We start from the raw sequence: 13,221 nt of genomic DNA, 5'->3' as shown, positions 1-13,221 counted from the left end.
TTTATGTCAGATACCCATTATGATGCCCTGCCAAAAGCGCATACCACATATGCCAATATCATCAAAAGCTTACTGCCAATCGGTGATAACACTAAAGTCAGTAAGGATGCATTGCCATCAGCTACTTATACTGTAGACGATTTACATATTGATCAAAGCAACTTGGATGATTATCGTAAAATTTGCGGCTTTAGTGACAACGGCAAGGTGCCGATTACTTATTTTGCGGTGCTATCACAGACCCTGCAGATGAATATGATGGTCAAAGAGCCATTCCCATTTCCGATGCTAGGGTTAGTACACGTTGACAACGTAGTGACTCAGCATCGTCCTATTGGTGAGCGTGAGACGGTGACCTTGTCAGTGAGTTTTGCTAATCTGCGTGATCATGCGCAAGGTCAGCAGTTTGATTTTGTGACGACGGTAAAATCGCAAGAAGACATCATTTGGGAGGGTACGTCTACTTATCTGGCTCGCGGTAAAAAACCTAAAGCCAATAGCACTGAGAGAAGTAAACCGCGCCCAGTGACCGTCAAGCCTATGGTTAATGAAAAAGGGGTGCATAAAGTATTTGAGGTGCCAGAGGATATCGGCCGCCGTTATGCTTTTATCTCAGGTGATTTTAATTTGATTCATCTGCATCCTTTATCAGCAAAAGCATTTGGTTTTCCAAAAGCTATCGCGCATGGCATGTGGTCAAAAGCAAAGTGCTTAGCGCTGATGAATGATCTGCCGGATGCTTATAGCGCTGAGGTGTCTTTTAAGTTGCCTATCTTCTTGCCTTCAGAAGTAGAGCTCATCGCTGAACCTGTCGATCAACTTGAAAGTAGCGATGATCGTTGTAATTTTGGCCTATATAGTGCCAAAAATGACAAGCCGCACTTAGCTGGCGTCGTCAAGTTAATAGAAGACTCGCAGTAATAAACAGCACCGTTTTATTTATATTGAAGTAACTCACATTTGAGTAAGTAACGCTGATAGATATTCGCTATCAGCGTTAAACTGCTTTAATTTCGGCACTAAATACGCTCAGTATTTTATGGGGTTACCGCACTAAACATACAACTGTTTAGCGCCAAGACAGCTAACTCAGCCATTCTTAATTATTCACTTACTACGTATCTTCTTTTATCATTATGAGCCAAAATACAACTCAATCGACACCATCACAAGATGCAGATACTCGCTACGACTCTGATAATGGTGTCGTCCTCACCGAGGCGCTGTCGCCTTATTTTCGACCTGCTGAGCAGACTATCGTGTGCGGAGCGCTTGATGAACAAAAAGTGAGCGCTCTTGCGCAGGCAGGCGTGGAGCTTGTCATCAACTTACAAGCCAATGAAGAGCTGGCCTTCGATGAGGCCAAAGCCGTTCAACAAGCTGGCATGGCTTACGAGCATTTGCCTATCGCTAGCGCCGCTGATCTCAAGCAGCTCAACATCTTAGCCTTTGATAATATTTTGCGTCAACATCACGGCAAAAAAACCGTCATGCACTGCGGCTCCGGCAGCAGAGTAGGCGCAGCTGTTGCCCTACGTGCAGGCTGGTTACGTGGCCGGAAGATGGATACTGCTATGGATCGTGGTCATAGCCATGGACTCACTGAGAAGCTTGAGCAAGAAACTTATAATCGGCTACTAGTACCGCGTTAAGCGATAAAAGGTTGCTAGCAGGCACATAGACGTTATAAATAAACAGGCGACCTATATTATATAAGTCGCCTGTTTATTTATAACTAAGTACTTTTATTAGCATAATTTTAAGGAAGAAATAACGATGAGCAAGAGTGTCAATAACGAGCTGCAACAAAAACTGCAACGCTTACTCAATGATTTGCAGCTAGAGGACGCGCCAGCAGGTGGCTCGGTAGTGGTTTATCAGGCAGGCGAGTTCGTAGCTGCTGCTAGCATAGGCCAAGCACAAAGCAATGAACAAAGCAATGATAAGTGGCAAGCAGATACTTTAGCGCTTAATTTTTCTACGGGTAAAGGCGTACTGGCGACGCTAGCACACGTTTTGGTCTCTGAGGGTATGCTGGCTTATGACGAGCCGATTGCCAGCTATTGGCCTGAGTTTGCGGCTAATGGGAAAGCAAAGATTACGCTACGCAAGCTGATGTCGCATCAAGCCAGTTTGTTCGCCATTAGTGCTATCGATGTGGATAACGCGACTTTATTAGACTGGCCGAGAATGCTTGAAGAAGTGGCGGCGATGCCGATCAATGAGATTGATGCTGCTGATCATTTTGTTAGTGCCTATAGCGCGCTGGTATATGGATGGATACTAGGCGGCTTGATAGAAAAAGCGACTGATATGACGCTAGCTGCCGCGCTAGGCAAGTATCTGACTGAGCCTTTAGGCATCGTGGGCAGCTGCTATTTTGGCGTGCCTGCAGATCAAGTCGATAAGGTCGCTAAATTAGCAAAAGACTTTATCAATACTGCGTCAGAAAATCGGTCACTGCCAACAAGACGCCATAAGCCAGTACTAAAAGCGGAGTCGGAGCAGACGTTAGCGGCTTATAGGCAGCTGCCAAGCTATGAGTGTTGGCAACAACTGGCTGACGAGAAAAAGTCTATATCACCAGCTGATAAAAAACAGCACGTTACGTCATTGACCGCTACGAAAATCAACCGTCTATACTTCGATCATAGCGCTATTAATGCCAGCAATTACCGCGCCGCACTAGTGCCAGCAAGTAAGCAACCTATCGATTACTATGACGCACAAACGCTGCAAGCGGTTATACCTGCAGCCAATGGTGTCGCTTCAGCGCAAGCTCTCGCCACTATCTACGGGATGCTCGCTAATGGCGGCGTATGGCAAGGTAAAACTTTGATAGATGCAGAGACGTTTGCACAGCTGTCTCAGCCGCAAGTGATAGGGATGGATGCAGTGATGCCTGCTTCGATGAATTGGCGCTTGGGTTATCATAAGCTCTTTAGTATATGTCAAAGTAGCGATGATAGCGTGACTCCAAGCACTGAGCAAGGGTTTGGTCATATGGGTTATAACGGTTCAGTGGCTTGGTGCGAGCCGTCGCGGCAGTTGTCTTTTGCTTTTATTCATAACTTCGATGTCACAATGCTAAATGATATTCGTCAATTTGCGCTGACCGAAGCAGTGATAAAGATGATTGATACGCAGGATTAAGCACACAGTCTTTACCGGCGTGATTTATCTGGTGTCATATTCAATAGTGACGGCGCGCTTAGCCCATGAATGAAGATAGAGATCAAGATGACAATGATGCAAACTATCCAAAGCTTAGTGGCATCAGCTTCGCTAAATAGATCTTTATTAAGCGCATAGGATAGATAGTACAGTGTACCAATACCGCGAATACCAAGTGCAGAGATGGCATACTTTTCGGTATGATGCATATTCAGCCCAGTGAGTCCTATAACGCCGCCGATGGGACGTATGAGAAACAAGAAGGCCAAGCTGACAAGGTACACCGACCACGTCAGCTCAATGTCAGAATGTAGCCATTGACCAATAAGCATACCAAAAGCTACCAAGATCACTGACATCAGCAGGCCCTCAGATTGCTCTGCAAAGTCGTGTAGCTTTTGATGGTATGAGTGTTCATGTTCTGAGCGGCGAAAAGCAAAGGCGGCGATAAATACCGCGATAAAACCATAACTATGCACGTATTCTGCTACCCCATAAGACAGCAAGGTTAACGCAATAACAGTGTAGCCCTGCGAGATATTGGTCTCATCAGAAGACTTCGAAAAAACAACTTTTGCTAAGAGTTTACCCACTAAGATACCGACGACAACGCCGGCTAATATCTTCCATAGTACCTCATAAGTAAACCACGACCACAACAGATCCCCAGTAATGCGCTGACCATCATTGTAGGCCTCAGCAATATTAATCGCTAAATAAACAAAGGGAAAAGCAAGACCATCATTGAGACCAGCCTCTGAAGTCAAAGTGAAGCGCGGGGTATCCTCACCGCCGCTATTTGGTGGCCCTACTTGAATACTAGACGCTAACACCGGGTCCGTTGGAGCGAGCACTGCGCCTAATAATATCGCTGCGCCTATAGTCAGTCCAAACGTGTAATAGCCGAGTACTGCCATAGCAAAAATACAGATCGGCATAGTGACCAGTAATAAGCGCAGCGTAGGACGCCATAAGTCCCAAGCCAGCTCAGTGTCTATCTTGATACCTGCGCCAACTAAAGACACCAATACCACAATCTCAGTCACCTTTTCGATGAGGAGGCCATTGTCTAAAGGGTTCAAAAAAGATAACGTCAGCCAAAAATAGCCAACGATCATCCCAAAGCCGACTTGCAGCATAGGCAACGAGATAGGGACGCGTTTGGAGATAATAGGAAAGATAGCCCCTAGTAAAAACGCGACGCCGCCTATCAACAGAATATAGTTATAATTTTCGATCATAAAAGTTGCGTATGCCTATAAGTTAGTATTCGCCAGTATCTAAATGGCCTGAATCGTTACTTATCATGTAGAAAAAGGCTAAACATTTCCGCAAAAAAACGTTATCACTTTAAAAAATACGTTGGTTTTTGGTAATAGCGCGTAGAGCAAACAGCGGCTACTGATAATAAGCCAGCTTATATAGACAACAAAAAAGCCAGCACTTAGGCTGACTTTTGAGGCGATAGCGTATTTATAAGTAAGCGATTAGCGCTCCACTTGACTGACATCACGTACCGCGCCAGTATCAGCGCTCGTCGTCATCGCCGCATAAGCACGTAGAGCAGGGGAGACGTGACGGGCACGATCAACGGGCTTCCATGCGTCGCGGCCGCGTGCTTCCATCTCTTCGCGGCGCGCTGCTAAATCCGCATCGCTCACGTCCATATTGATAGTACGGTTGGGGATATCAATGTGAATCGTATCGCCCTCGACCACTAAGCCAATAGCGCCGCCCTCAGCGGCTTCTGGGCTGGCGTGGCCGATAGATAATCCTGACGTACCGCCAGAGAAGCGGCCATCGGTGAGTAAAGCGCACTCTTTACCTAAGCCTTTAGACTTCAAATAAGTGGTTGGATAGAGCATCTCTTGCATGCCAGGACCGCCTTTAGGCCCTTCATAACGAATAATAACCACGTCACCTGCTACGATCTCATCGGATAATACCGCCTCGACAGCCGCATCTTGCGACTCAAACAGACGCGCGCGACCGGTGAACACTAAGATACTCTCATCGACGCCTGCGGTTTTGACCACGCAGCCTCGCTCGGCGATATTGCCGTAGAGTACAGCAAGACCGCCATCTTCTGAGTAAGCATGCTTAGCACTGCGGATACAGCCTGACTCGCGGTTGACATCGAGGTTAGGCCATTCTTTATCTTGCGAAAACGCTTCTGTCGTACGCACGCCGCCAGGAGCTGCTATATAACGCGCCCGCGCTTCAGTATTATCAGGATTCATGATATCCCATTTATCAAGAGCTGCGCGCATTGATGGGCTATGAATGGTAGGCACCTCTGTGCTCAATAAGCCCGCTCTATCTAACTCTGCTAGCAGTGCCATAACCCCGCCTGCGCGGTGTACATCTTCCATGTGGTACTTTTGCGTGGCAGGCGCGACTTTTGATAGGCAAGGCACACGGCGGCTGAGTCTATCGATATCAGCCATCTTAAAGTCAATCTCTGCTTCATTTGCCGCAGCGAGCAGATGCAAGATAGTGTTGGTTGAGCCGCCCATTGCGATATCGAGGCTCATAGCGTTTTCAAACGCCGCTTTGCTAGCGATAGAGCGCGGTAGTACCGAATCATCATCTTGCTCATAACGGCGTTTCGCCAAATCGACGATAGTACGACCCGCTTCTAAAAATAGCTCACGGCGTAGCGCATGTGTGGCAAGCAGCGAGCCATTACCCGGCAGCGATAGACCTAGCGCTTCGGTCAGACAGTTCATGGAGTTTGCGGTGAACATCCCTGAGCACGAGCCACAAGTTGGACAAGCAGAGACTTCGATCTCTCGTACATCTTCATCGCTGATGGTATCGTCAGCGGCGTCCATCATTGCGTCGACTAGATCTAATTTGCGAATAGCGCTACCTTGCGAGTCTTCATTATTATGGCTTTTGCCGACGGTACTAGCGACGACTTTACCCGCTTCCATTGGGCCGCCTGAAACGAAGACTACAGGAATATTGAGACGCATCGCTGCCATCAGCATACCGGGGGTGATTTTGTCACAGTTAGAGATACAGACCAACGCATCAGCGCAGTGAGCGTTGACCATATACTCCACAGAGTCCGCTATCAAATCACGGCTCGGCAACGAGTAGAGCATACCGCTGTGACCCATCGCAATACCGTCATCCACCGCGATAGTATTGAACTCTTTTGCCACGCCGCCTGCGCGCTCGATCTCACGTGCGACCAATTGGCCAAGATCTTTTAGATGGACATGACCGGGTACGAACTGCGTAAAAGAATTGGCAATAGCGATGATAGGCTTACCAAAGTCGCCATCCGTCATCCCCGTTGCGCGCCATAACGCTCGTGCGCCTGCCATATTGCGGCCACCAGTAGAGGTTTTTGAGCGATAATCCATGTGTTATTCCTTACTAATCTAATAAAGGGTACGTTTGTTTTTTGATGCCATCGTTAGAATGTAACAGTGATAATTTGTATTGATATCAATAGTAGACTGCCAGATAGCGCGCGGCACATAATCAGTGGCTAACGCTACTCAATGCGTTCTAGTATAGCCGCCTCAAACCAAGGCAGCTTAGGTTTGTGCTCTTCAAGTTTTGAGAGGATGCTTAGAGCGTGGGTAGCGGGTAACAGTTGGTAGTCATTGCCCGCAGCAATCGTCAGCACCCAATCATCGACACTGCTATCTTTATCGATACTATACTCATCGATGCTGATTAAAGCTTGTTTGTCGTTTTTGTAGAGCACATCAACGCGGCCAAAAAACTGCCAATCTTTAAAGGCAGCAATCACCGCATCAGCTTTGTTTTGGGTGTAAATTTGCTCAGTCGTCTTGGCCGTATTGGTCCAATGTAGCCGTACTGCTAATTGCAGCGCTTCACTAAAGACTACTAACGAGCCGATCACTTTGACATGCCAAGGCGTCGCTATCAAATCGGCGCTGATGCCCAAAGCTGCTGCCGCTTCTTTAGCACTCATCAGAGTATTAAACTGTGCCAGCAGCTTTGGCGTCAAAGGATGGGCCTGTTTAATAGCATCATCAAGGCTATCATAGTGATATAAGAATTGCAGCGGCAACTCCTGACTAACGGTTTTTTCGCTGATTTTGCAGTTATGAATGCGCCAACTAATAGCAGTATCCGTGAGCGCTTGTGCCAAAATAATCGCATTAGGGTCAATGACGTTTGCTTGCTTTTGTGACGAACCATCTTCAGCCTTAGCAGTAGATGTCATGTTATCTGATGACGCTAAGTTTGAGGAGTTTAAGGGAGTATTTTGATCAGTAGTCATATTCGTCGCTGATTGAGTCGGCAAGGCAGTTAAATCCATAACAGTTGTGTTATCAGAGTAGAGGTTTAATATAACATTGATAGCTAGAAAACGTTAATAAATTAGTGGAGTGACAGGGCAAAAGATCGGTTATAACTCTTTACTCTATCTAAAAAGCTGTCAGTCATTATTTATGCTCTCTTGCTATTTCGCTCACTATATTGCAGACTTCTTTTGTATTTGGATCGACGTTTTCAAAATATTTAGAACTAAAAATTACTATTAAGGATATAGACTATGAGTCAAAACAATCAACCTAGCCGCTACGATGACAATAACATCTTTGCAAAAATGCTAAAGGGTGAGATTCCATATCATAAGGTGTATGAAGATGATAAAACCCTTGCCTTTATGGATATCATGCCACAGGCCAAAGGTCATGTACTGGTCATTCCCAAACAAAAAGCAATCGATTTGGCTGATTTGGAGCCAGAATATGCGGCAGCGGTACTGATGACTGCCAAAAAAGTCATGCAAGCGCAGCGTCAAGTGTTTGAGCGCGAAGGTATCATCCAAATGCAGCTAAATGGTTCGCAAGCTGGGCAGACAGTGTTTCATTATCATATACATCTGCTACCTAGTAGTATTCATGAGTTAGGTCGTCATGCGGTGACACAAGCTGACAGCGATGAGCTTGCTACTATTGCAAAACAACTGGCTGAAGCTATAGATAATCAATAGTTTAAAGTACTGATAAGTACTAAACCAATAAGTACGAAAAGGTTATAACCTTAAACAATTTGATGCATTCAATAGGATGGCGAGCATTTCATCGTTGCAATATGGCATATCGAAAATCGCTCATTTCTCGATAAGGGCAGCTGTATAGTTGCCCTTTTTTTACCGTCTTCTTTTTACAGCCTTTTGGTCGGCTATTTATGACTCAGAAGTTTGTTAAAACTTACCTATATTTTTGGATTAATGCCGAGCTATGTTTTACATTGGGTTCAGCTTTATTTATGCTTATAAACGTTTTTGCGCCTAAAAAAGAGTCATAATACTATGAAAAATGAGAATCTGCGTTCTACGATTTTGATGCCGGTCTTTATACCGACAGCCATCGTAATGATACTGCTTGTCATTGGAGCTTCGGTGAATCCGCAACTGGCAAGCGGTCTATTTGAGCAAGTGCTTGTCTTTACTACAGAGGGTTTCGGCTGGTTTTACATGCTTGCCACGGCGCTGTTCTTGATATTTATTGTAGCTTTGGCTTTTTCTCCTTATGGCAGTATCAAGCTTGGCCCGGATCACGGCGACGCGCAATATAACTTTATAGAATGGTTTGCAATGCTGTTTTCAGCCGGCTACGGTATTGCCTTGTTGTTTTATGGGGTGGCTGAGCCGGTACTGCATTTTGCTACGCCGCCACTATCAGAACCACAAACGATTGCCGCGGCAAAAGAGGCCATGCAGATTGCTTATTTTCACTGGGGCTTTCATATTTGGGCGATTAATGGGGTAGTGGCGCTGACCTTGGCTTATTTTGCTTTTCGTCAAGGGTTGCCTTTGTCCATGCGCTCGACACTTTATCCTATCATAGGCGACAAGATATATGGACCTATCGGTCATGCGGTCGATGTTTTTGCTATTTTAGGCACGCTATTTGGCCTTGCCACAAGTTTAGGTATTTCAGTCTCGCAGATTAACACCGGTTTGAATTATTTGGTGCCAAGCATCCCTGTCAATACTACAGTACAGGTCATTGCGATTACACTGATAACGGCTCTGGCACTGATTTCCGTATTAGCAGGGATGGATAAGGGCGTAAAAAGGCTGTCAATATTGAATATGATACTAGCAACGGCGCTCATGTTGTTTGTATTCGTCGTCGGTCCGTCAGTCTTTATTTTGAATGCCTTTATGGAGAATACTGGCAGTTATTTGGGTAATATCGTTGAGCGTACCTTTAGCTTGCAAGCCTATCAGCATGGCGATTGGATCACCAGCTGGACGCTATTTATCTTTGCTTGGACGATTTCATGGTCGCCTTTTGTCGGGATATTTATCGCCAAGATTAGCCGCGGGCGTACGATTCGCGAGTTTATCGCTGGCGTCATGTTAGTGCCGACTATTTTTACTTTCTTTTGGTTTGCCGTCTTCGGTGATACCGCCTTAAACATGATTATGGTGCAAGGCTATGAGTCGCTCATTACGGAAGTACAGAACAACCAAGCGATTGCGCTGTTTAAACTGTTAGAGAACCTACCATTGACGCAAGTGGTGTCGGGGTTAGCAGTCGTGCTGATTATTACCTTTTTTATTACCTCGTCAGACTCAGGCTCACTAGTGATAGACTCGCTAGCGGCGGGTGGCCGTAGTGATACGCCAGCTTGGCAGCGCACGTTTTGGGTGCTTATCTTAGGGGTTGTGGCGTCTGTACTGCTGCTGGCAGGTGGTCTTCAAGCATTGCAGACGGCAGCTATCGTCAGTGCCTTGCCGTTTACTATGATTATCTTGATTGCGATGTTTGGTATGTGGCGCGCGCTCCGTATCGAGGGGCATCGTAATGAAAGCTTAGCCGACAACAATCATCTGCCGCCGCATCTATTAAAGCTTGAGGCTTGGCGAGATCGTATTGACTATATTACTGATCAGCCAAGTCGTGAGGAAGTGCTCGCTTATATTCAGGGTACGGTCATGGAGTCGATGACTAAGGTCGCTGAAAAATTCGCCGAGAGAGGCTGGGTACCTGAAGTCAATTACGATGATATCAATAATCGCGCGGTACTAGAGCTGCAGCGTGGAGATGATGTTGAGTTTTGGTATGAGGTGCGCCTATCTAATCATGAGCTGCCCGACTACTATGCCGAAGACACTGATGGCTCAGCAGACGACAAGACAGCAGTAGATAACACAGAAGAAGCGACACAAGAGCATCAGTACCGCGCGCAAGTGTATCTACGCCGCGGCGCTCAGACCTATGATCTCTATGGCTATCAATCGGAGTCAGTGATTAATGACATCATTGATCACTTTGAGAAGTACCTCAAGTTCTTACATGAATCTCCCAACAGCCTGCCGTGGCGTATGCAAGAGCATGATGACAATATTACCCTAGAGCAGGGCAGTGTGTTTGATAAGTAAGCGGCGCATCGCCTATTTGGAAGTCATATTGAAAGTCATAGCGGCAAAGGATTGACGTGAATGGCTTGCAATATGCGTACGAACCCTTAGAATAACGGCTTGTTTTCTATGCAAATCAAGCCGTTTTTTATGTCTATAAATACTTCTGCGAATTCTGCGATGGCTGATTCTTCAGCACCAGTTGCCGCTCAGCATCCCTTATTACAGCCGCTTGATATCGGTGGTCTGAGTATCGAAAACCGTCTGATGGTCGCGCCCATGGCCGGCGTGACGGACAACCCTTTTCGTAGACTGTGCAAATCTTTTGGCGCCGGGCATGCTGTCAGTGAAATGATCATCGCAGATACCGCGCTCTATGCCCGTAAAAAATCTTTATACCGAGCCAATTTCGATGGTGAGATTGCGCCAATATCAGCTCAGATAGCGGGCGCTGAGCCGGATAAACTTGCTGAGGCGGCGCGTTATCAGATCGACAACGGCGCCCAGATTATCGACATCAATATGGGCTGTCCGGCTAAAAAAGTCTGCCGTAAGCTTGCAGGATCGGCGCTATTGCAGGATGAGGATTTGGTTGCGCGTTTGCTTGATGCGGCGGTAAATGCCGTTGATGCGCCTGTGACGCTAAAGACGCGTTTGGGCTTTGAAAATGGCCGTGAAAATATCTTGCGAGTTGCCAAGCGCGCAGAGCAAGCAGGCATAGCGGCTATCGCCATTCATGGGCGTACGCGCGAGGATATGTACACAGGTAATGCCCGTTATGAGCTTATCCGCGCGGTCAAAGACAGCATCAATATTCCAGTGATTGCTAATGGCGATATCGATAGCGCGCAAAAAGCGCAACAAGTGTATGAGCTGACCGGCTGTGATGCGGTGATGATAGGCCGCGCCGCACAAGGCCAGCCGTGGCTGTTTCGCGATATTGAGCACTACTTGCGTACCGGTGAACAATTAGCTGCGCCTACTATCCGCGAGATCAAAGATATAGTGTTAGCGCACTTGCAAGAGCTGTATGACTTTTATGGTGAGTATTCAGGATGCCGTATCGCACGTAAACATATCGCTTGGTACACCACAGGTATTCCTAGTTCTAACGCCTTTCGTCAAGCGATGTATGGCGAGGAGAGTACAGCAGGACAGTTTCGAGTAGTGGAGGAGTTCTTACAAGCGCACGAATGATAGTAAGCCTTTATTTTTCTGCTCAAACGGTATGCAGCGTCAAAGCTAAGATGAAGTCACTAGATAAAACGTTCTCAAAGCACCTTTTACGCTTAGAGTGTCTCGATGACCATTGTATATATTCTCCAAATCAAGTAAAGTCAAAGACGCAGGTCTTACTATGTAGTCTTTATAGGAGTAGGGGCTATATTTTGCTCGAGGTTACGCTGTACACACAGCCAGTCACATATACAATAATTAAATAACAAGGATGTTTTATGGCAAACCCTTCAAAGAAAAAAATTAGCAAAGTCGTCAAAGGTAAAAATATTATCATCACCGGTGCTTCAAGTGGTATCGGCGAGCGTACGGCTTTTTTACTTAGTGAGTGCGGTGCACACGTTATCTTACTTGCCCGTACTGAAGAGAAGCTAAAAGTCGTCAAAGAAAACATTGAAGTATTAGGCGGCAAGGCCAGCTATTATCCTTGTGACTTGACCGACATGGATGATATCGAAAAGACTAGCAAGCTTATTCAAGAAGACTTCGACAGTATCGACGTTCTAGTCAATAATGCAGGCCGCTCCATCCGCCGCTCTGTTCATGAGTCAGTCAATCGCTTTCACGATTTTGAGCGCACCATGGATATTAACTATTTTGGCGCAGTTAAGATTATCCTGGCTTGCTTACCCGGCATGATAGAGCAAAAAACCGGTCAAATCGTCAATATATCCTCGATTGGTGTACTAGCCAATAGCCCACGTTTTGGCGCTTATGTCGCCTCAAAATCTGCTCTAGATGCTTTTAGTCGCTGCTTAGCTGCTGAGGTCAAAGGCGATAACATTACCATTACCAATATCTTTATGCCGCTGGTGCGCACGCCGATGATTGCACCGACCAAACTATATCGCTACATGCCAGCACTGATGCCTAATGAGGCGGCTATGATGGTAGCCAAAGCTATCGTGAAAAAACCCAATAGTATCGCCAGCGGCATGGGTAAGTTTGCCTCTGCAACTTATTCGCTAGCGCCAGCCATCAACGTTGGCATTCAGTCTATCGGCTATCGTATCTTCCCAAGCTCATCGGCTGCGCAAACGACAGATACTAAGCCTACTTTAGCGCAGCGCGCCTTTGCTAGAATCCTGCCAGGCGAGCATCATTAAAATAGCACTTTAGTGGACTTGGTATGAATAAAAAGGATGCTTCGGCGTCCTTTTTAGTTTTTCGTCAGTTTTGTTAAGGGAACAACGAGTGGTTCCCTAGTGAGGACTTGAATCTTTGGCTGTGAGCTAATGTTATTAAGGTTTCAACTTGCTGAGATAGCCACAGTGTACTTCATGATGTACTTACCATAGATATTCTATCTATGATCGGTGCGCTAGTGAGGACTTGAAGAGACCATCCCAGATTCTGTGTAACTGACGTTTAGATTAAATACTTACACAAAATTTAGGAAGGTCTCCCAGATTCTTATCAAAGACTTCATCATCTATTATTCG

General features: G+C 46.2%; 10 protein-coding genes. 7 read left to right on the top strand and 3 right to left on the bottom strand.

The features are described 5' to 3' along the window. The first annotated feature begins 3 nt into the window (after positions 1 to 3). The 3 genes from AAEY83_RS02420 to AAEY83_RS02410 all read left to right on the top strand — a co-directional run bounded on the left by AAEY83_RS02420 (position 4) and on the right by AAEY83_RS02410 (position 3,153). Positions 4 to 921, top strand: coding sequence for a MaoC family dehydratase (locus AAEY83_RS02420; protein WP_025646652.1), 918 nt, complete (start codon positions 4 to 6; stop codon positions 919 to 921). 215 nt (positions 922 to 1,136) lie between these two features. Further along, the gene (locus AAEY83_RS02415; RefSeq protein WP_025646653.1) at positions 1,137 to 1,652 is read left to right on the top strand and encodes a protein tyrosine phosphatase family protein; all 516 of its coding nucleotides are present in this window, start codon (positions 1,137 to 1,139) and stop codon (positions 1,650 to 1,652) included. A gap of 124 nt (positions 1,653 to 1,776) precedes the next feature. Then, a complete protein-coding gene (locus AAEY83_RS02410) occupies positions 1,777 to 3,153 on the top strand; it encodes an EstA family serine hydrolase (protein ID WP_037059516.1) in 1,377 nt (458 codons plus the stop codon). Positions 3,154 to 3,164: 11 nt separating this feature from the next. Here the strand turns inward: AAEY83_RS02410 and AAEY83_RS02405 are convergent, their stop codons facing one another. From AAEY83_RS02405 to AAEY83_RS02395, 3 genes are all read right to left on the bottom strand, one after another. Continuing rightward, positions 3,165 to 4,415, bottom strand: a complete 1,251-nt coding sequence (locus tag AAEY83_RS02405) for a cation:proton antiporter (RefSeq protein ID WP_025646655.1) — start codon at positions 4,413 to 4,415, stop codon at positions 3,165 to 3,167. Positions 4,416 to 4,661: 246 nt separating this feature from the next. Beyond that, positions 4,662 to 6,548, bottom strand: coding sequence for a dihydroxy-acid dehydratase (ilvD, locus tag AAEY83_RS02400; RefSeq protein WP_025646656.1), 1,887 nt, complete (start codon positions 6,546 to 6,548; stop codon positions 4,662 to 4,664). 134 nt (positions 6,549 to 6,682) lie between these two features. Then, a complete protein-coding gene (locus AAEY83_RS02395; RefSeq protein WP_025646657.1) occupies positions 6,683 to 7,480 on the bottom strand; it encodes a hypothetical protein in 798 nt (265 codons plus the stop codon). Between the two features lie 237 nt (positions 7,481 to 7,717). Between AAEY83_RS02395 and AAEY83_RS02390 the strand changes: the two genes are divergently transcribed. The 4 genes from AAEY83_RS02390 (at position 7,718) to AAEY83_RS02375 (ending at position 12,885) form a co-directional block, all read left to right on the top strand. Continuing rightward, on the top strand, positions 7,718 to 8,161 hold the full coding sequence (locus tag AAEY83_RS02390) for an HIT family protein (RefSeq protein ID WP_025646658.1): 444 nt from the start codon (positions 7,718 to 7,720) through the stop codon (positions 8,159 to 8,161). A 321-nt stretch (positions 8,162 to 8,482) separates the two neighbouring features. Next, positions 8,483 to 10,564, top strand: coding sequence for a BCCT family transporter (locus AAEY83_RS02385; RefSeq protein ID WP_025646659.1), 2,082 nt, complete (start codon positions 8,483 to 8,485; stop codon positions 10,562 to 10,564). Between the two features lie 129 nt (positions 10,565 to 10,693). Then, entirely contained in the window at positions 10,694 to 11,740 is a 1,047-nt protein-coding gene (dusB, locus tag AAEY83_RS02380) for a tRNA dihydrouridine synthase DusB (protein WP_084212653.1), read from the top strand. A 257-nt stretch (positions 11,741 to 11,997) separates the two neighbouring features. Further along, a complete protein-coding gene (locus AAEY83_RS02375; protein WP_025646661.1) occupies positions 11,998 to 12,885 on the top strand; it encodes an SDR family NAD(P)-dependent oxidoreductase in 888 nt (295 codons plus the stop codon). Positions 12,886 to 13,221 lie beyond the last annotated feature (336 nt).

This window comes from Psychrobacter sp. TB20-MNA-CIBAN-0197, assembly GCF_040309765.1.
Classification (GTDB): domain Bacteria; phylum Pseudomonadota; class Gammaproteobacteria; order Pseudomonadales; family Moraxellaceae; genus Psychrobacter; species Psychrobacter submarinus.
Note: the sequence above shows the minus strand (reverse complement) of the source record. Positions and strands in the feature narration are given on the sequence as shown.

Coding starts and splice junctions, on each gene's coding strand:
- AAEY83_RS02415 (WP_025646653.1), top strand. CDS start 1,137: ATGAGCCAAAATACAACTCAATCGACACCATCACAAGATGCAGATACT.
- AAEY83_RS02410 (WP_037059516.1), top strand. CDS start 1,777: ATGAGCAAGAGTGTCAATAACGAGCTGCAACAAAAACTGCAACGCTTA.
- dusB (WP_084212653.1), top strand. CDS start 10,694: ATGTCTATAAATACTTCTGCGAATTCTGCGATGGCTGATTCTTCAGCA.
- ilvD (WP_025646656.1), bottom strand. CDS start 6,548: ATGGATTATCGCTCAAAAACCTCTACTGGTGGCCGCAATATGGCAGGC.
- AAEY83_RS02375 (WP_025646661.1), top strand. CDS start 11,998: ATGGCAAACCCTTCAAAGAAAAAAATTAGCAAAGTCGTCAAAGGTAAA.
- AAEY83_RS02390 (WP_025646658.1), top strand. CDS start 7,718: ATGAGTCAAAACAATCAACCTAGCCGCTACGATGACAATAACATCTTT.
- AAEY83_RS02385 (WP_025646659.1), top strand. CDS start 8,483: ATGAAAAATGAGAATCTGCGTTCTACGATTTTGATGCCGGTCTTTATA.
- AAEY83_RS02395 (WP_025646657.1), bottom strand. CDS start 7,480: ATGGATTTAACTGCCTTGCCGACTCAATCAGCGACGAATATGACTACT.
- AAEY83_RS02420 (WP_025646652.1), top strand. CDS start 4: ATGTCAGATACCCATTATGATGCCCTGCCAAAAGCGCATACCACATAT.
- AAEY83_RS02405 (WP_025646655.1), bottom strand. CDS start 4,415: ATGATCGAAAATTATAACTATATTCTGTTGATAGGCGGCGTCGCGTTT.